Origin of the sequence: Lentzea nigeriaca, from assembly GCF_016907955.1 — a bacterium.
Classification (GTDB): Bacteria; Actinomycetota; Actinomycetes; order Mycobacteriales; family Pseudonocardiaceae; genus Lentzea; species Lentzea nigeriaca.
In genome coordinates this window covers 62,542-81,622 of sequence record NZ_JAFBCX010000006.1, presented here as the reverse complement: position 1 = coordinate 81,622, position 19,081 = coordinate 62,542, and the positions used below count along the sequence as shown (strand labels likewise).

General features: G+C 65.7%; 14 protein-coding genes, 1 tRNA gene and 1 pseudogene. 5 read left to right on the top strand and 11 right to left on the bottom strand.

The window, feature by feature from the left end; translation table 11 throughout:
• Positions 1-6: 6 nt before the first annotated feature.
• Positions 7-804: an NAD(P)H-binding protein gene (locus tag JOD27_RS21675; RefSeq protein ID WP_204764095.1), complete on the top strand. Its 798-nt coding sequence runs from the start codon at positions 7-9 to the stop codon at positions 802-804.
• A 5-nt stretch (positions 805-809) separates the two neighbouring features.
• Here the strand turns inward: JOD27_RS21675 and JOD27_RS21670 are convergent, their stop codons facing one another.
• The gene (locus JOD27_RS21670; protein WP_307830251.1) at positions 810-2,126 is read right to left on the bottom strand and encodes a ferredoxin reductase family protein; all 1,317 of its coding nucleotides are present in this window, start codon (positions 2,124-2,126) and stop codon (positions 810-812) included.
• A 139-nt stretch (positions 2,127-2,265) separates the two neighbouring features.
• Between JOD27_RS21670 and JOD27_RS21665 the strand changes: the two genes are divergently transcribed.
• Entirely contained in the window at positions 2,266-3,279 is a 1,014-nt protein-coding gene (locus tag JOD27_RS21665) for a LacI family DNA-binding transcriptional regulator (protein WP_204764093.1), read from the top strand.
• Positions 3,280-3,525: 246 nt separating this feature from the next.
• Here JOD27_RS21665 and JOD27_RS47190 read toward each other — a convergent pair whose 3' ends face one another.
• Entirely contained in the window at positions 3,526-3,720 is a 195-nt protein-coding gene (locus JOD27_RS47190; protein ID WP_204764092.1) for a WhiB family transcriptional regulator, read from the bottom strand.
• Positions 3,721-3,783: 63 nt separating this feature from the next.
• Between JOD27_RS47190 and JOD27_RS21655 the strand changes: the two genes are divergently transcribed.
• Positions 3,784-4,011: a hypothetical protein gene (locus tag JOD27_RS21655; RefSeq protein WP_204764091.1), complete on the top strand. Its 228-nt coding sequence runs from the start codon at positions 3,784-3,786 to the stop codon at positions 4,009-4,011.
• A 443-nt stretch (positions 4,012-4,454) separates the two neighbouring features.
• On the opposite strand, the gene JOD27_RS21650 is transcribed toward JOD27_RS21655, so the two are convergent.
• The 9 genes and pseudogenes from JOD27_RS21650 to JOD27_RS21610 all read right to left on the bottom strand — a co-directional run bounded on the left by JOD27_RS21650 (position 4,455) and on the right by JOD27_RS21610 (position 15,877).
• Positions 4,455-5,060 carry a hypothetical protein gene (locus JOD27_RS21650; protein WP_204764090.1) on the bottom strand — a complete coding sequence of 202 codons (606 nt, stop codon included), beginning with the start codon at positions 5,058-5,060 and terminating at the stop codon, positions 4,455-4,457.
• 30 nt (positions 5,061-5,090) lie between these two features.
• Positions 5,091-5,681: a very short patch repair endonuclease gene (locus JOD27_RS21645; RefSeq protein ID WP_307830250.1), complete on the bottom strand. Its 591-nt coding sequence runs from the start codon at positions 5,679-5,681 to the stop codon at positions 5,091-5,093.
• A 140-nt stretch (positions 5,682-5,821) separates the two neighbouring features.
• The gene (locus JOD27_RS21640; protein ID WP_204764089.1) at positions 5,822-7,129 is read right to left on the bottom strand and encodes a DNA cytosine methyltransferase; all 1,308 of its coding nucleotides are present in this window, start codon (positions 7,127-7,129) and stop codon (positions 5,822-5,824) included.
• Between the two features lie 80 nt (positions 7,130-7,209).
• Positions 7,210-10,077, bottom strand: a complete 2,868-nt coding sequence (locus tag JOD27_RS21635; protein WP_204764088.1) for a Z1 domain-containing protein — start codon at positions 10,075-10,077, stop codon at positions 7,210-7,212.
• On the bottom strand, positions 10,074-11,069 hold the full coding sequence (locus JOD27_RS45090; protein WP_204764087.1) for a PD-(D/E)XK motif protein: 996 nt from the start codon (positions 11,067-11,069) through the stop codon (positions 10,074-10,076). Before JOD27_RS45090 ends, JOD27_RS21635 begins: the two co-directional genes overlap by 4 nt.
• Positions 11,066-12,571 carry an ATP-binding protein gene (locus JOD27_RS21625; protein WP_204764086.1) on the bottom strand — a complete coding sequence of 502 codons (1,506 nt, stop codon included), beginning with the start codon at positions 12,569-12,571 and terminating at the stop codon, positions 11,066-11,068. The genes JOD27_RS45090 and JOD27_RS21625 overlap by 4 nt, the downstream gene beginning before the upstream one ends.
• A gap of 394 nt (positions 12,572-12,965) precedes the next feature.
• Positions 12,966-14,362 (bottom strand): annotated as a pseudogene (locus JOD27_RS21620) (IS1380 family transposase).
• 222 nt (positions 14,363-14,584) lie between these two features.
• A tRNA-Arg gene (locus JOD27_RS21615) sits at positions 14,585-14,660 on the bottom strand.
• Between the two features lie 128 nt (positions 14,661-14,788).
• On the bottom strand, positions 14,789-15,877 hold the full coding sequence (locus JOD27_RS21610) for a LacI family DNA-binding transcriptional regulator (protein ID WP_239568207.1): 1,089 nt from the start codon (positions 15,875-15,877) through the stop codon (positions 14,789-14,791).
• Positions 15,878-15,941: 64 nt separating this feature from the next.
• Between JOD27_RS21610 and JOD27_RS21605 the strand changes: the two genes are divergently transcribed.
• Together JOD27_RS21605 and JOD27_RS21600 are read left to right on the top strand one after the other, a co-directional pair.
• The gene (locus tag JOD27_RS21605) at positions 15,942-17,105 is read left to right on the top strand and encodes an MFS transporter (RefSeq protein ID WP_204764084.1); all 1,164 of its coding nucleotides are present in this window, start codon (positions 15,942-15,944) and stop codon (positions 17,103-17,105) included.
• 38 nt (positions 17,106-17,143) lie between these two features.
• A complete protein-coding gene (locus tag JOD27_RS21600; RefSeq protein WP_307830249.1) occupies positions 17,144-19,075 on the top strand; it encodes a bifunctional copper resistance protein CopD/cytochrome c oxidase assembly protein in 1,932 nt (643 codons plus the stop codon).
• Positions 19,076-19,081: the final 6 nt, after the last annotated feature.

The following is a 19,081-nucleotide window of genomic DNA, read 5'->3' as shown; positions in this document are numbered from 1 at the left end:
GAACCCATGTCACACGAAATCCTTGTCCTGGGCGCCACCGGCAAAACGGGCCGCCGCGTTGTCCGTGCCCTCGAGGAGTCCGGCGCGAAGGTCCGTCCGGCCTCCCGCACCAGCGCGGTCCGCTTCGACTGGTCCGACGAGTCCACCTGGCAGCCGGCGCTGCACGGCGTCTCCGCGGCCTACGTGATCGCCCCGCACGACCCGGCCGCAGCCACCCCGTTCGTCGGACTCGCCCAGGCCGAAGGCGTCCGCCTGGTCCTGCTCTCCGGTCGAGGCCTCGACGAGGTCCCGCCGCCGTTCTTCGCGGGCATGCGCGCGGCCGAACAGGCACTCCACGGCAGCGACCTGCCGTGGACCGTCCTGCGCGCCAACAACTTCAACCAGAACTTCTCCGAGGACATCTGGGAGTCCGAGGTCCGCGCGGGCCGCCTGTCCCTTCCGGTCGACGACACGCCGGAGCCGTTCGTGGACGTCCAGGACATCGCCGAAGTGGCCGCACTGGCCCTGATGTCGTCCGGCGAGCACGACGGCCGGACCTACGACCTGACCGGCCCCGAAGCCATCACCTTCGCCGCAGCGCTGAAGAAGATCTCTCCCACCGCCGAACTGGTGAAGCTGACCCCGGACGAGTACCGCGAACTCCTGCTCGCCCAAGGCGTTCCCGAACCCGAGACCGCAGAGCTGAACGCGATGTTCGAGGGCATGCGCAACGGCCTGCTGGCCACCCCGACCGACGACATCGCCCGTCTGCTGGGCCGCCCGGCCACCAGCTTCGACACCTACGTGGCCACCACCTGGCGGTAGTGCCGTCAGGCGAGACCGAACCGCTCGGAGTGCACCTGCCGGTCGGGAACGTTCAGCTTTTTCAGGGCACCCAGCACCGCCGACGTCATCGCGACCGGGCCGCAGACGTACACGTCCCGCTCGGTGATGTCGGGTACCAGGTCACGCAGTGCGCCCGGCTCGAACGGCGACGCCCCGTCCGCCGTGCGGCCGGTGAGCAGGTGCAGTCGCCCGCCCAGGTCAGCGACCAGGGCTCGCACCTCGTCGGCCAGCACGGCGTCGCTCTCGCTGCGCACCCGGTAGAGCACGACGACATCGCCGGCGCCCTCCTCCTCCAGCAACGCCCGAATCGGTGTGATCCCCACACCTCCGGCGATCAGCAGTGCGCCGGGCTGCGTGCGATGCAACGAGGTGAACGCCCCGTACGGCCCTTCGACGAACACGCGGCTCCCGACCGCCAGGTTCCGCAGCCCGGCGCTGCCGCTGCCGACCGCCTTGGCGGTGAGCCGCAGCGTGCTGCCGTCGGGCGCCGCCGACAGCGAGAACGGGTTCGCGAGCCACCAGTGGCGGTGTCCGGGGAAGCGCCAGACGCAGAACTGACCGGGCCTCGCGGGCAGTTCGTCGAGGTGACGACCGGTGACGTACACCGACACGACGTTGTCCGACTCCGGCACGACCGCCGCGACCTCGAACCGGTGCCGGGCGTTGCGCCACAGTGGCATCACGATCCGCCCCACGACCAGGGCACCGAACGCGAACAACCACAGGGCCCACCAGTACAGCCTCGCGGGCACGGACGACTTGAAGGTCGTGGTCTCCAGCAACTGGTGGACGAACGCCAACCCCAGCGCGAGGTACAGCATCAGGTGCAGACCGTGCCACGTCTCGTACCGCAACCGCCGCCGCACGTTCCGGGTGGAGACGACACCGACCACGACGATGATCAGCGCGGCGCACATCCCGAGCAGCGACGCGGGCACTCCGGCCAGCGCGAGGAACGTCTTGCCCATCGACGCGTCGTCGAGCGTCGCATACCCCAGCACCACCAGCACGGCGTGACTGAGGATGGTCCACAGCAGCGTGAAGCCCACCCACCGGTGCCACACCGTCAACCGGTCCATGCCGATCCGCCGGTCGAGCCACGGCAGCCGAGCCACCAGCAGCAGCTGGAACAGCATCAGCACAGCGGCGTGCATGCCGACGAACTTCGCGACCGTGAGCACCCCGTTCTTGCCGGCCCCTGCCGTGAAGAACAGAACCTCGACGATCACCAGGTTGACGACGACGAACGTCCACAATGCCCATCGCGCCGCAACGACGGGAGGTACAGCGCGTTGCCGCACCTGAGAAATCCTCGCCTCCACCGCGTCCCCTCTTGTCCACATGACACACCAGGCCCGGCGGCCGTACCAGCCGCTGTCGCCGGTACGGTGCGTGATTAACGTCTTAACCACAAGCTGTACCTGGCTGTCGGGAATGGACATGAAGAGCACGCGTCCCACGCTCGGCGCGGTGGCCGCACTGGCCGGGGTGTCCACGGCCACGGTGTCGAACGCGCTCAACGGCACCGGCCGCCTCTCGGAGGCGACCAGACAACGCGTCATAGCCGCGGTCCGCGAACTCGGCTACGCCCCCGTCAGCACGTCCTGCGACAGCACCGGAGTGCTGGGCCTGACGATGACGACCTACGGCGACCTGCCCGTCCCGTACACCGAAATCCCGTACTACGCCCAACTGGCCCTGGGCGCGATGGCCGCGGCACACGAGCGCGGCTACCTCCTCATGGTGATGCCGAGCTCGCTGTCCCCGTGGATGTGGCTCAACACGCCGCTGGCCGGCGTCATCCACGCGGCCCCCCGAGCCGACGACCCGGTCCGAACCCTCCTGCGCGAGCGCGGCATCCCGATGGTGAGCGAAGGCCGGCCACCCCAGCCGCGCTGGGGCGACGCCTGGGTGGACGCCGACCACGACGCGGCTCTCCGCCTCCTGCTCGACCACCTCACCAAGGCCGGCGCCCAGCACATCGGCCTGACCCTGCCCCTCCACGACGACGCCTACCCGCACCAGATCAGCCACGCCTACACGACCTGGTGCGCCGAACGGGGAACGCCCGCCCTCGTGGAGGAGTACGCCACCCTGCCCGACTACTTCACCGCCGAACGAGCCGCGGTGACCCGCCTGCTGACCCGCGCCCCCCGCCCGGACGCCGTCATAGGCGTCTACTCCGACTCCGGCTACAACATCCTCGCCGCCGCCCGCGAACACGGCCTCCGGATACCGCACGACCTGCTGGTGGCGTGCATCAGCGAAGACTCGGACTACGCGACGACGACCCCACCCGTCACCACCGTCAGCCTCCGCCCGGACCAGGTGGGCGCCGAGGCGGTCGACCTGCTGATCGCCCTCATCAACGACCGCACCGGCGTGAAACGGCGCCGAGTCGTGCAGCCGGCGCTCGTGCCGCGCCGGTCCACTCAGACGCAAGAAGGCCTCTGACCTGTCTGTGCAGGTCAGAGGCCTTCGTTGGAGAGCGCCCCGGCACGGCACACAACAGAAGGGAACAGTCCCGACCAGTGGTTCAGTGAGGGGACGGGCTGATAGTTGAACACTGGCCTGTCACTTGATCGGAGTACAACTCGGATCCGCTGACACCGGGCGGAGCCGCCGCCATTGGTGAAGTCAGGCGGCCTTGTAGTGGTCGACGGTCGTCAGAGCTGCGCGATCGGCCTTGTCTATGGTGCCTCACACTCCTTCTCGTTCGCCAAAGGCCAGTGCGGTAAGAGCGCAGGGGAGGCGCACCGGACAGGTTAGACAGACCTCCTTGCACCTGATCGAGCTGTCGCTGCCCGGCTCAGCGTCAATCCAGCCGGCATGGTTCCCTGTGTTTCGACACGCGGCGTGCGGATGCCAGCGTGGAGCATGCAGTACGGCAACCACGGTTATGCCGCCGGTCGAGGTGATCCGCTGAGCAGGTAGTCGACAAGGTGCCGTGAGGCACTGTTGAGCTGGGACGCCACCTGGTGGCGGCTCACGCCGAGCCGCTTTGCCGCGGCAGAGCGGCTCGGCGTGGTTGAGCAGCACATCGGGGATGAGGTCGGCTTGGTGTGGCGTGACCACACCGGAGAGCATCGTCTTGTGAAGAACGAGGTCCGGATGTCCGCCAGCGGGATGGAGGTCGCCGAGGCTCTCGGTGAGTTCGGAGCCGTGTCAGCGACGTCAAGTTTCTGAAGGAAGCCCTCGAGGATCTCGCAGTCGAAATCGTTGCGGTCGCCAGGGAACGGTCGCCGAGTTTGCCTCCGATGTGCTTGAGCCTGGGGATCATCATTCCCGCGGCCACCGTCGTCCACGGCTCTGGCGTCGCGTGCGCCCGCCTGACCAACTCCTGCCACACCCTGAACGGTGTCCGATGTCAAGAATTAACTCGAAAGGGTGGCGTGTCGCCCTTGTTCTTGGCTCAGATGTTTAGTCAGTCGCCCGAACGGGGAATAAGCCGTTGTTGGAGGTCTGTGGCGTGTTGCTGCCATACCCGAGGGCGTGCGTCTCCGGCAGGATGCCTGACAGTGTCATGAGCTGCCGCCGCCACAGAGACCTCCAGTCGAGTTTCCTGGCGTGGGCGTCGGCTACGAGCTCGTAGAGCCGTGATCCGCCTGCTGGCTGGTAAGAACTGAGCTTCAGCTCGCGGGGATGTCCTCCCAGCGTCGATACACATAGGCGAGGTCAAGTTCGCAATGCGCGGCGATCTTCTGATGCAAGCTCTTTTGGCTGTCGCTCACCGTCTTCCCATCCGTCAGGTAGACCACGATCAACGGCCGGGAGGTCGAAGCTATGGCTTTATTCACCGCCGCCCACAGCAGGTCTCGGAAGGCTCGAGGTCGTCCCCAGCAGACGTATCGGCGTTCGCGGCCGTCCGTGATCAGGCAGTGCATTGGCTTCTCTCTGATGCTTTCGGGCAACACTGTCCAGGAGTTGCCGAGAATCTCTGTGATGAATTCGCTCGGGGGTGCGAGCCGCTTGCTTACGTATTTGGCGTACGGCCCAAAGTTTTCTAGCGCCCGCGCGTACTCCTTGAGTGGGCCGTCCTTTAGCCAGACACGCATTCCCTCAGCGGTGTAGTAGTCAGCCAACTTGCCGCCGATCGACGGATCCTCCACCCACTGCCGATAGTGCGTGGTCTTCTGCCGGACAGGAACGTCTTCCCAATCGAATGAGTCCGCCTGCCGGTAGAGCTCGCGGAGCACGGACTCTCGGATTTCCTGGGGCACGGGTATTTCGGGCATGGAGCCGACCTTACCCAGGTCTACGCTCTCTCAGAGCGCTTCGCTGAGCACGCTCGCGACGCGATCGGCGGCAGACACCGGATCCTCGTGCTCCCAGCAGCGGACGACGGTCCAGCCATGGGTAGCGAGTGCCTGGTTGGTCTCGGCGTCACGTTGCCGGTTCTCCGAGATTTTCGTTCGCCAGAACTCCGAGTTCTTCGTCGCCGGACGATGGTGCTCTGGACACCCGTGCCAGTAGCAGCCGTCGACGAAGACCGCGACCCGAGCCTTCGGAAAGACGATATCGGCGGTACGACGCAGTGTCGGCACAGGTCGCACCGATACGCGATAACGCAGACCACGAGCGTGAAGGAGCGCCCGAAGCTGGCGCTCGGGCGTGGTGTCGCGGCTGCGGTTGCCTCGCATCGAAGCCCGTACCTCGGCAGATGATGCCCAAGACTCGGGCGGCAGCGCCTGGTCGTGAACAAACCCCTCGGACCGAGCAAGATTCCAGCCGTCTGTCAAGTTGGCGGCTCGGGTGGAGTTCGTGACCGGGCCCAGCGATCGGCTGACCGACCGGCCATCAACGGTCCACCTCAGGTACGCGTGGACTTTGTTGTCGCGCGCCAAGGGTTTCAGCACGATTGAACCGACCGCGATTCCTCCGGTCTCAAGCCGTACCGCGCGCCTGTAGTGACCGCCGGCTGCCCTGTCCTGTTCGGACTTGACCGCAGCCCTCGACCTACCTGCTCGGGGCTTCCAGGCTTGTGCGGGAGGAACAGTCACGCGCGATTCTCGACGTCATCCAACACCTTCGCCACCGCTTTGGCGAAGACCTCACCGAGCAACACCGGCACCGCGTTGCCGAGCTGACGCATCTTCTCTCCTCGTGGACCGCTCAGCTTCCAGCTGTCCGGAAAGGTCATGACCCTGGCCGCTTCTCGGACTGTCATGTACCTGTGTCGGTAGCGGTGCCCCGACGGAGGACGCGGACCTGTGATGCGGGTGTCGGTCAGCATGACGGACTCACCCCCAGGCACGCCGTGGACGCCCGCTTTCACGGTCTTCGCGGGACGGTCAAGCAGGTTCGGGGTGTGGCCTGGGTAGATCCGCGCATCAGGCCAGCCGACGTGATCGATCGGCATGTCGTCGTATTGCACGCGGTCCAGCCGATCCCAGGAAACCACCGGCAACGGCTTCTCATCGTTGTCCAGCCCGGCGATGGCGTCGCGCAAAGTACGCCACGGCTTGAGCGTGCTCTCCTCGTCGCCGAGCGGGATCTCGTCCTGCAAACCGGCCATCACGTGATCGCGCACGTGCTTGGCGACCTTCGGATGACGAGCCCAGTACTCCCCACTGATCAGCGACTGACGCAACGCGCGTTCGGAATGCGTTGGCTTGACCGCGTCGCGCAGGATCGTCTTATCGATGTCGAGATCCCCCCGGAAGGCGACGATGATCACTCGGTTACGGATCTGTGGAACGCCGTAGTCGGCGGCGTTGACCTCGAACTTGTACACCCGGTACCGCTCGTGCGACGTCGCCGTGGATTGCTCCTGTCTGGCCTTGAGGATCGCGTCGTGCTGCAGCCAGCTGGCTTCTGGATCTCGCTCCTCGAACGGGAACTCCAGTTCACGGAGGATGTAGTCGAAGTAGGGCTTGAAGGAGGGGCGCAGCAAGCCGCGGACGTTCTCGCAGATAACAGCCTTCGGCTGGATCTCCCGGATGGCTCGGAACATCTCCGGGAACATGTTGCGCTTGTCCTCGTCGCCCTTGGCGATGCCGCCAAGACTGAACGGCTGACAGGGCGGTCCGCCCGCCAAGAGGTCGACTTCGCCCTGCAGGTAACCCATTTTCAGGTCCCGCACATCCCCCCGGACCAGGGGCCAGGGTTCGTCTTCCCCTGGGATCCGTTCCTCTTCGCCGCGAGGGACTGCCCCGTTGGCCTCGAGGGTGTCGCATGCATGCTTGACGTACTCGTTGAGCAAGAGCGGTCGGAAGCCCGCGCGGTGGACAGCCATGGCCAGGCCACCGCCACCAGCGAACAGTTCGACCGACTTGCGTCGCGTCGGCGTCCGCTCATCCGGCATGGTTGGATCCTACCGTGCCGGATGAGGCGGATTTCGCAGGCTGTCGACTCGTGTCTTGCTTGCCACCCCGGGGATCCCGCTCACTTGTCGACGATCGCGTAATGTGGCTTGTCCGGTGATTTCACACGGTATACGAGCGGTCGGTGGTCATCGGGGATGGCGGCGTCAGGAAGCTGGAGCATGAGCGCCATCACGAGTCGCTTCGGGTAGCCGTCGTCCGCGATGTCGTTCTTCTTCAGGTCGTCGTTGCTCATGATCGGATAAAGGATCACGCAGCCGGACTTCGCAGTCCTCCCAGGAAACTCTTTGATCGCGTCGCGGTGAAGGCTCTCAGAGTTTCCGCGGATGCTGATGTCGTGCTCGACCTTCCGGCCGTGGACGGCGAACCTACCGACACCCCTGATGTTTACGGGGGCCCGGTTCTTTCGCTGTGGCAGCATGACGTCCCAATGGTCGATGACCTCATCGGACAAGGTCGCGATCCACGCGAGATCTGGCGCGAAGGTGTCAGGCGTTGCCCATGTCAGGCTGCGGAGAACATCGACCATCAGCTCGTGCGAGACGGTGCCGATCAACGCGTCGAAGCTGCGGGTCCCGGCGCGCAGGATGGTCGATGTCGCGGCTGCCTTGAGCAACGGCACGCACGCGTCGATGTTTTGGTCGAGCGCACCCTGATTGTCGAGGCGCGGATAGCCGGAGCTGGGCTCCTTCGTCTTGGTTCGCTTCTGGACAAGCTCGGCGTTGTACATCTTGTTCGGTGCCGTTGGCCGCAGACCGTGCCTCATCACCAGTGGCTGGACATCCTCTGGGGTGATGGTCGGCCGCCCATTGGCCATGTCGGCGTACTGGCGCAGCTCTTTGCGGAAGTGTTCTTCATCGCGACACGCGGCCTCAAACGCGTCGCGCACCTTCTTCGTGACGAAGAGCCGCACCAGGTCGCGGTATCCGGGCCGGAATCCGAACCAGCGACCCATCTGCATCAACGCCTCGGCGTGGCCAACGCCGCGAGAGTAGTAGGTTACCGTAAGTCCCTCGACGGTGAACCCTCGTGCCAGTTTGTTGCCACCGACGAGGACACGCCAAATGGGCCGTTTGTCGAAGTCGAGGTCCTCTTGTTCAATGGCCGTCTCGCTGTTGACGACCAGTACCGGGTTCGCGTTTGGGGCGATCTTGCGCGCCGCCTCGCCGATGTACCTCGCCACCTCCTCGAACGAACTGGGTGTCGGCACGTCGGGCTTGAGTGCTGCGGAAACCGGGCTGAAGTCGTTCACGAACAGGTCCTGCAACCGCTTGTACGCACCACCGCTCAGGTAGCCGGCGCCTTGCCACATCGCCTGGATGTCCTGGGCGTTGGCCTTGTGACCGGACTTCCGCATCGTTTCGTGCACGAGCATTGTGTGGTGCCTGAACTCCTTGCACCCATGTGCTTCCCGGTAGAGCTTGATCGCTCCCGCGAGCACGAAGGAGTCGAGCGCTGTCTGGAGTTCCTTCTCCTCATCGCCCTTGCCGACGAGCCGGACGTGAGCCTTCTCGCCAGAGTTTGCGTATGTCTTCTCCTCATCTGGGATGGTGCGGTCCAGGTCGTGGAAGTCCTCGGCTCCCATGTAACCATCTGGCCGCGGCAGGGAGATGAGGTAATCCTTCGGAAAGATGTCCTCAGCGTCGTAGGGATCGACGAAGACGTTCGCGAAGGGTGTGGCCGTGTAGCCGACATACTGCACGCGGGGCAGCATGCCGAGCAGATCAGAGATGTGTTGGTTGATCGCTGTCCGCTTCTTCTTGTTCTCGTCCCACAGCTCTTGCCACTTCCGCTGGTCGACGGTGTTGACCGAGGCTTGATCCGACTCGTCGTCGATGATGAGGGCTGGGATGTCCTCCAACTTGTCGGCGGTGTGCTTGAGGTCCTTGACCAGATTCTTCAGCACGGACGAGTTCTTCTTGACGATGATCAGTCGAGCGTTGCTGGTGAAGAGGTTGTTCTTGTGCCACAAGGGCTGTGACTTGTCCTCGCGCTCGAACTCCAACGCCGGCAACCCTTGCTGCAACTTTCGGTAGTCGAAGTTGCGGGTGGTCATGCGGTGGATGTCCGGGCGTCCGATGTCGGAGGGCCTCGCACCGTGGCTCACAAACCTGCCCGCGAGCCAGTCCTCGTCATCGAGGTAGTCGATGCGGTCGATCGCGCTCGGATCGTCCTCTTTGGCACCGCGCAGGATGTTCTCGCGACCGACCAACTCCATGTCCAGACGTCGCTGTGTCTGTTCCCGCAGTAGGTTTGTCGTGCCGGTCATGACGATGATCAGGCGGTAGCCGGCGTCGATGGCTTTGGCGATCACGCCGGTGAAGTTGGCCGTCTTGCCGCTCTGAACGTAGCCGACCACCAGCCCTTTGGTTTGTCCGGCTTTCTCTCGTGACGGATCGACCAGCCGCTCGACGACATGGGTCGTCGCTGTGTCCAAGTTGTCGAGCGCTTCTGCGTCCCAGCCACGTTGCGTGCGGAGGTACCCGAGGTAGTCACGCCAATAGAAGTCCCGCTGCTGCTTAACTTCGGGCGTGTACCACGGATCCCACGGGCCGGCGATGACGGTTGCGTTGTCGCCGCCAGAGGGCGGGAACTGCTTGTCAAAGACGTCCTTGGTCGCGTCGTCGAGTCCAAGTGCCTTGACGACAAGCGATCGGCGCTCGTCCGTGTTGGGCTGAGTGCCGTTGGTCCACTCGTTTCCCGCCACCTTGGCGTTGTCCCATTTGATCAATGCCAGATGGAGGTCGAGGTGCAGCCTGTCGTTGACTTCGCTTCCGGTCACGTGCTCGCGAAGCTTTTCCTCTGAGGCGTCAAGATTCGGATCGATCTCCTCGGCTTCCAGGAGCGCGCGCCGGATGAGATTCTTCGGTGCGCCGCCCTCCATCGCGCGCAACGCGTTGGTGTAGGCCAAGACGAGAGGGTTGGTCATGTCAGTCCTTCACGCGCGATGGCGGTCGCGATGATCTTGGGCATGTCCGTTGAGCTGTCCAGTTTGTCCAGGCTGATGCGGTATCGGACGTCGACGATCCGATCAAGCCCGAACACGTTCGATCGGAGGGAGTCTGGAGTCAGCCTGGGAAATCCATCTGTGACGAGGTATGCAACGCTGTCCGTACGCGGTGTCCAGCGGGTGCCCAGCCGATCCCGGTACCCGTCGGACCAGCCGGACGCGGCTAGTGCCTCCTCGAACCTGCCGGCGGCGGATGAACTGACGGCTGCCCGGATGCCGTCGACTAACTCCGGCAGTGTGCGGCCCGCGCTTCCAGCATTGGTGATCTGATGGCTAACCAGCCACAGAGGCCGATCTTGGGTGGGCATAAGTTGTGTCAAGGACTCGATCCAGTGGGTCCGGCGCTCACTGGTCGTGGTTTTGACCTCGATGTCGAGCTCGGCGAGCCCGAAGTCGTGTTCCTCCGATTGACCACCGCGCCAGGCTTGGGTCGCTTTGGTGGCTCCTAGCTCCCGAATGAGCCCGGCCATCACCAGAAGCTCGCCGAACAGGCCGACTTCGCGCTCCCTGGACATCGTCTCCGGGGTGCGCAGCAGGGACGTCATCTTCTCCAACGTCGCCCTCAAGGCATCCCCCGGCGACATGCCGGCTACCTGAACGCGGTCGGCCATTGAACAGAGAACCGGGTACGCGTCGCGGAACAACGCAGGGGCCGTGACCACGACCTCGAGGTACCGGACGTCGTTTCGCGTCGCGATCCGGGAGATGATGTTGCGCAACCCCGTTTCCGGTGCTTCGGTCTTGAGGTCGACCTCGATGCGAAGCCCGAGCTCCGGCTTCGCCGCGTGGATGAAGACGAACGAGCGCGGCGCACCCTGAATGGGGATGACGGCGTCACCGCCGGTGGCGAGATACTTGTCGAAGCTCTCGACCGACGCGTGGCGCTTCGCGACAGCGGCGCTGGCTGTCACTGTCGCTCCGCCTGTACCGCGGTCGTCAGGATCTTCTGCCATAGCTCGATGTTGTCCTTGTCTCTAGGCCCGAGGTAGTCGCCCTCGAAGACATTCGCAACGAGAAGGTAGAGGAGCGATTTGATCAGCGGTACGTCGTTCAGTCCGGCGTGTTTGCCGCCTAGCAGCATCTGCCGATACCGCCTGTTGAGCCACAGAGTGCTGGATTCCCGGTCCACCTTGAACAACGTGTCGTCGGTGAAATCGATCCACTTGATGTCGATGGGCTTCTCACTGCGAACCCCGGGGATCTCCTTCTCGATCGTGGAGCGGACACGTGGCGGAAGACCCGTACCAGGATGGATCATGGGTGTGCGCTTGGCAGTACGGGATTGAGATGTCCGATAGACCTGCTCGGCGGTGTCGAGGTAGCTATGGAGAGTGGTCCCGTCAGCCGCAGTTGCCACAGCGGCGAGTCTCGCGAACTCAGGGCCGACCTGAACGCGGGACTTCTCCGGGTTCATCTGAAAGAGCCCGGTGACATCACCGTCGATGTTGACTTCGACCCTCGCGAGTTGGAGCCGCCTGTCGGAAGCGTGTACACCTTCCCATCCGCCGGCCTGCAGCAGACGATCGCGACGGTAGAAGAACAGTCCCTGATGGCTGGACGGCGTGCCGGACAGCCGGAACTGTGGCGTGTTCGACCGTCCTGGCCAGATGTGGCAGCGGAACGTCAGCTCGTAGCCGCCGGCCTTCGCCGTCAGCTCCTTGGGGAAGTCCGTTCTGCCCGATCGTGAGTATCCGAAGGGGTTCAGGGGTGTCACCTGAACGGGTGGGCTGATGAAGGAGGCGTCGATGTCCTGAACCTCGAATTCGACGGTCAGCCGCCCGTCCTCGAGGAACCTGTGGAAGACCATGCCGAGGTGCTGGCACGTGGTCGTGATGGCCTTGTCGACGAAGGTCTCCACTCGCTTCGCGTCGTCTGACGCAGGGAACGCCACGACGTCGTCCCAGCGAATTACCGTGCCGCTGCCGGACATCGGGATGTGCCAATCCCGGTCGAACTCCGCAGCGGCGAATTCAGAGGCCACCTTTTCGCATTCGAACCCGCGTTGAGTTGCCTGATCAGGGCGCCACCGGCGCCCGACCACATCGTGGCCGCTGGCTCGAGACATTACCGTGAGGCTACGGGCCTGGCTGAACGACGCGGCTTTCAAACCAAGCCCGAAGTGGCCGAGGTCGCCGGTCTGGTACTCGCGGCGACCGCCGACCGTCATCGCCGCGTCGATCTTGCCTGGAGACATGCCCCAGCCGTTGTCGACGACGTACAGCGAGCGCAGACGGCCGCCTGCCCGGACGATCCGGATCAACACGTGAGTCGCGGTCGCGTCGATGGCGTTGTCGACGAGATCGGCGAGGGCTGTCTCCAAGGAGTGGTTCCGGCCCAGGGCTTCGAGTGCTCGCGGGTCAGGCGGCAGTTCGACGCTGCCGTCGGTTGGAATGTCCTGACTCCACTCAAGCACGGCTTGGCCCCCACTCCAGGTCCGAATCCGCGAGGCGCCGATCGGTGCTTCGGGTCGAGCTCAAGGCCGATCGCGTTCGCCGCTACGGTTCTCGTATATACGACGGTCGGTCTAGCGTTACGGAATGACCAAACGATGCTAACTCGAGCTGGCATCATCCGAACGCAAAGTCGCTGAGGTCGGTGACGCAGCAGTTCGCCCTTGAGCGTCTTGCTCGTTAGCCCAGATCTTTCGTGCGGGTGTCGGCCTGGCTTGAGGGTGAGGCCGGTGGTTGTTGCGGGTCCTCCTTTCGATGTTCGGGGTCGTCGCGGTGGCCCTTTGTCGACTGGGTGTCGTCGGGTTCCACTGCCCGATGGTGGTGCGTGTTTGCTCGTGGGGATGGGGTTGTGGCTGGTCAGGCCAGTCGTGGTAGGTCGCGTAGGCGCTGGTGGGCAGCCAGGATCAGATCGGCCCACGGCGCGTGGGAGGCAAGCCGGAGGTGGACTTGCCGGGCGTGGCGGGCGATCCGGCCCGTGATGGAGAACAGGCGTAGCCGCAGGCGTTTGGGTTCCCATCGGCGGGCGTCGTGGCCGGTCGGGGCCAGCTTCTGGGTCCAGGCGGTCAGCTCGACCGCGTGGGCCGCGATCGCGACCCAGATCTGGTTGTGGGCGTAGCCGTGCAGGGGCAGATTGGTCAGTCCTGTGGCCTTGCTGGCGCGGAGGCGGTTCTCGGCTCGGGCCCGGCGTCGGTGACGAAGTTCCAGATCGGCCAGCTGTCTGCGGCCGGTGTTGGTGACGAACGCGGTCAGCCGGAGTCCATCGGCGTCGGTGAACCGCAACTGCGCGCCGGGATGCGGGCGTTCCTCGCGGACGATCACCCGCATGCCCTTCGGCCATCCGGACAGCTCCAGCACGCCGGTGGCCTCGGCTACCCACGCTCCATCACGTGGGGTGCGTTCGTCGTCGTAGGCGGGGCCACGCGTGCGCGGGGATGCGGGCGAGGCGTTCGACGGCGTCGTCGGGCAGGGTGAACCCGAGCGAGTAGCCCAGTTTCCTTGCGTGTAGCCATTCCACGAACTCGTGAGTGCCGCCGGCGGCGTCGGTACGGATGAGTACCTTGCGTCCGACGCGTCCACCTTTGGCGGTGAACGGCAACTGCCGCAACGCATCGCGGGTCACGGCGATGTGGTCGGCGGCGGTGCTCGATCCAGCGTTGCCCGGCCGGAGCATGATCGCGAGCGGTTCGCCGGTGCCCTGCGTGCCGTGGTCGGCGAACGAACACAACGGGTGGAAACCATAGCCACGTTTGAATGTCGGTGCCGCGTTCTGCTTGTCCGAGTGCGCGGTGACCAGGATCGCGTCCAGATCGATGATCAGCGGGTTGTCCGGGCTGATGTCGTGGTCGGGAGCATGGTCACCGGCCAGTTTCCATGCCGCGGCCCGCGCCGTGGCACGAGCGATGTCCAGCGCGGTCAAGACCTTGTCCGGGTCCTGGGCCAGGGCGGTGATCAGCCTGGATTCGGTGGGGGGTCGGACGCGACCGGGCCGAAGACGCCCGGCTCGGCGCGCAGTGCGGCGATGTCGGCCAGGCAGTCTCCGCCCAGGGCCAACGCGATCGCCAGGTCACAGACGATCTTGCCGGGTCGTGGATCGCGTTCGGGTGCCGCCAGCGGGCCAACGCCCTCGACAAGGCCTGGCCCAGGCCGGTCGTGGTCACCGCGGTCGTCAGCAGCACCGCCCCGGCATGTGAGACCACGCCCGCTCCGGCGGTGTCGAGCGTCAACGACGGATACAACCCGGTAGGCTTGCTCACCAGAAAGGTGCTCCTGAACTGGTTCGGACATGACCCTAGACAAGTCACATCCTTCCAGCTCAGAGCACCTTTCTCCTTAGCCGACACCCGCTCACGCCAATTCCCCATGAAGCAGCGGGTTAACGGCACAACGTGTCCACGCACCCGGCGTCTGCGCAGGGCAGGACCTGTCCTCCGAACAGTGAAGGCTCTTGACCATTGAGGTCAAGAGCCTTCACTGCCTGGTGCCCCCGGCAGGATTCGAACCTGCGACCTCGGGATTAGAAGTCCCTCGCTCTCTCCACTGAGCTACGGAGGCTTGAGGAGACCGAGGCGGCCACGATGTGTGGTCGCCGCTGCCCCCAACGGACACATCGTCCGAAGTCGATCGACCGTTTCCGCCTTACCGCCAAACGGGTGACGAAAACGGTCTAAACGTGACGCGTATCACGTTCGTGGGGCCGCCGAGGCTCTCTGCGCGAGTGAAACGTCGAGTCTCGTGGGCCGCGGCGGTCTGCCGCCGGCCAGTAATTTCAGCGCCAGTTCGCCGGCCCTGCGGCCCTTCTCGGCGAGGGGTTGACGCACGGTAGTCAGCGGTGGGTCGCTGTAGGCCGCTTCGGGGACGTCGTCGAAGCCCACGACGGAAACGTCCCGCGGCACGGTCAAGCCGAGGTCGCGGGCTGCTTGCAGGGCGCCGAAGGCGAGTTGGTCCGACGCGCACAGCAGAGCGCTCGGGCGTGGCGTGCGGGTGAGCAACCACCGCGCGCCGAGACGACCGAGCTCGCGATCACTGCCGCGCGCCTCCCACACCGGAACATTGTCCGGTTGCACCCCGGCTTTTTCCAAAGTGTCGAGGTAGCCGCCCAGGCGGTCTCGGCTCACGCGGAACGCCACGGCCGAACGGCGCTCGAACGAAACCGGGCCGGATACTCCGTCCGGGTGTAGCGAGAACGTCAGGATGCCGAACGAGGAATGGCCTTGCGCGAGCAGGAAGGACGCGGCGAGCGTCGCGCCGAGGTAGTCCTGCACTTCGACGCGTGCCGAACCCGGCAGGACGGGCTGGTCGATCACGACCAGGGGGAGGCCGCGGGCGGCCACCGCGTCCAGCGCCGGGGCGGAGTCCGGGAGTGAGTACGCGACCATCACGTCGGCTTGCGCGCGTGCCACGATCGACGGACGTGGGCCGCCCGTGGCGTCGCCGGGCATCAGGACGAGGCTGTGGTCGTGGCCGTCGACGGTCGAGGCGAGGCCGTCGAGCACGATCGACAGCGCCGGATCCGAGAACGCGCCGGACAGGCCCTGCGGCAGCATGAAACCCACAGCCGCTGACGACCGTGTGGCGAGAGAGCGGGCTACGGGATCTGGGCCCGCATAGCCCAGAGAGCGCGCCGTCTCCAAGATGCGTTCGCGCAACGACGACGAGAGTTGGTCGGGGCGGTTGTACGCGTTCGACACCGTTGCCCTGGAAACCCCGACCGCGGCGGCGACGGTGTCCAGCGTCGGCCTGCGTCGGCGATCGGAGTCCACGAACAGCATCGTAGGCGAGAGTTCGCGCACGAATGAGTGGCGGAACTGAAGCGCTTCAGTCATGCTGGAGCGCATGTCCCCGCGCCTGGCCACGTTCGTTGTCTTCCTGTTGAACGGCGCCGTCTTCGGCACCTGGGCCTCCCGTGTGCCCGCGCTCGCCGAGCAGATCGGTGCCGAACCAGGCGGCCTCGGCCTGGCGTTGCTCGGGGCGAGCGCCGGGCTGGCTGTCACGGCGCCCGTGGCGGCACGGGTCTGCGCGGTGTACGGGTCGCGCAACGTGCTGTTGGCGAGCAGCCTCCTCAGTCCGCTCCTTCTGCCCGTGCTCGCGCTGTCGCGGTCGCCCGTGCAATTCGGGCTGATCCTCATCGCGCTGGGTGCGAGCGTCGCGGCGATGGACGTGTCGATGAACATCGCGGCGGTCGTCGTCGTCCGCGATCTGCAACGGCCGTTGATGCCGCAGTTCCACGCGGGCTTCAGCTTCGGCGGCCTCATCGGGTCGTTGGGCAGCGCCGCCGCCGCTCAAGCGCACTGGTCGCCGATGAAGCACTTCCTCCTGGCGGCGTTGGTCGGGCTCGTCGTCACGGCTCTCATTGCGAAGAGCATCCCCGGAGGAGTGGGGGAGCGTCATAGGGAAGAAGCCACCGAACGCACGAACGTGCTCAAGAGCCCGGTTCTCTGGCTGTTGGCGAGCGTCGCGCTGTGCAGCGCCATCGCGGAAGGGGCGGCGGCGGACTGGTCGGCGTTGTTCATGGTGCGTGAACGCGGCATGGGCGACGCGGCTGGTGCATACGCCTATGCGGGCTTCTCCATCGCGATGGCGCTCGCACGGTGGTTTGGCGAACCGATCCAACGCACGCTCGGCCCGCACCGCCTTCTCGCCGCGGGCGGTGGGCTTGCGGCAACAGGTCTGGCGCTGGCCGTCGTGGTCCCGTTCCCCGCGGCGGGCTACCTCGGGTTCGGCCTGGCCGGGCTCGGGCTCGCATTCTCGTTCCCCGTGGTCATGGATCTCGCGAGCGACACGGGCAAACGCGCGGACGGCAGCGGCGGTGAACGCGAGCTGGGCCTGGTGACGACGATCGCTTACACGGGGTTCCTCGCCGGACCACCGATCGTGGGCGGGCTCGCGCACGTGAGCTCTCTCGTGGTGTCGCTGGGGTTCGTGGCGCTGGTCACCGCGCTGATCATCCCGGCCACGTGGCTGGCCAGGCGGGCTGCCCGGCAGCCGGCGTCCGTGTGAGCGACGGCGCGGCACCGGAGGGTCGTAGGCTCCTGAACGTGGCAATCGAACGCTCCACCAGAACGGGATTGGTGCCCCTCGTCGTCATCGGCTTCGCGGTGGCGGCTCTTGTCGCCGTCGCGTTGAGCACGCTCTCGCCCAACCCTCCGGTCGGGCTGCTCGTCGTGCGCGTGCTGACGGAGACAGGCGCGGTGGTGACCATCGGCTCGTTGCTGCTGGCGGCGTTTCTCGTGCCACCGCAGAAGTCCGGCACTCTCGCAGCGGACGGTTACGCCGCGATGCGCACCGCCGGATGGTTCGCGCTCGTGTGGCTCGTGGGTGCTGTGCTCTCCGTGCCGTTCAACACGGCGGCCGCGATCGACCGGCCCGTGAGCTCGTTCACCTTCAGCCAGATGATGGCGACGGCGATGTTGCTGGAGCAGTCGAAGGCGTGGCTGCTGACGGCGATCATCGTGAGCTTGCTCGCACTGGGCTGCCGTCTCGTGCTGTCGTGGGGGTGGACGACGGTCCTGCTGTTCCTGGCGATCTTCGCGCTGGTGCCGGTCGCGGTCACCGGCCACTCGTCGTCGGGTGGCTCACACGACATGGCCACGAACAGCCTCTTGTTCCACCTCATCGCCGCGGTGTTGTGGGTGGGTGGCCTGATCGCGTTGCTCGCGCACGGCAGGCGTGGTGGAGCGCACCTTCCGCTCGCCGCGACTCGGTTCTCGAAGATGGCGCTGGTCTGCTGGATCGTCATGGCCGTCTCGGGCGTCGTGAACGCGCTCGTGCGCGTCGCACCGTCCGATCTCGTGACGTCGACCTACGGCTGGCTGACGCTCGGCAAACTGGCCTGTCTGCTGCTGCTCGGCGTGTTCGGGTACTTCCAGCGCGAACGCGGCGTGAAGGGCGTGGTCGACGGGAAGCCGCACGCGTTGCTGAAGCTCGCGGGACTCGAAGTCCTGCTGATGATGTTCACGATCGGCCTCGCGGTGGCGCTGGCCCGCACGCCTCCTCCCAGCGGCAGCGTCGAACTGCCCAGCCGCACGGAGATCGCCATCGGGTACGACCTCGACGGGCCGCCGACGCTGGCACGCATCCTGTTCGACTGGCGCTTCGACCTGATCTACGGCACGGCGGCGCTGGCCCTCGCGCTGTTCTACGTGCTGGGGGTGCGCCGGCTCACCAAGCGGGGCGACAAGTGGCCGGTCGGACGCACGGCCGCGTGGCTGTGCGGGTGCTTCGCTCTCCTGTTCGCCACGTCGTCGGGCATGGGTCGGTACTCGCCGGCGATGTTCAGCGTCCACATGGAAGCCCACATGGTGCTGTCCATGCTGACGCCGATCCTGTTCGTCCTGGGCGGGCCGGTCACGCTGGCGTTGCGCGCGTTGCCGGTCAACAAGGAGGTGCCGGGGCCACGAGAGTGGGTGCTGGCGTTCGTGCACTCACCGCTCGCGCGTTTGTTGACGAACCCCTTTGTGGCGCTGGGGTTGTTCGTCGGTTCCTTCTACGCCCTGTACTTCTCCGGGCTGTTCGAGGCCGCGTTGCCGTTCCACTGGGCGCACCTCGCGATGAACGCCCACTTCATCCTCGCCGGTTACGTCTTCTACTGGCCCGTGATCGGCGTGGACCCGGCACCGAACAAGCTGCCGCCGCTCGGCCGGTTGGGGCTGTTGTTCGCGTCGATCCCGTTCCACGCGTTCTTCGGCGTCGTGCTGATGAGCTCGCAGACCGTCATCGGCGAGCAGTTCTACCGGAATCTTTCGTTGCCTTGGGTGCAGAACCTGCTGGAGGACCAGCGACTCGGCGGCGGTATCGCGTGGGCGGCGGGGGAGATCCCGTTGCTCGTGGTGATGGTCGCGTTGCTCGCGCAGTGGGCCCGGCAGGACAGCCGGGAGGCGAAGCGGTTGGACCGCAAGGCCGACGCCGATGGCGACGCCGACCTCGAGGCCTACAACGCGATGCTCCGGAAGATTGCCGGAAAGGGTTAGCACAGC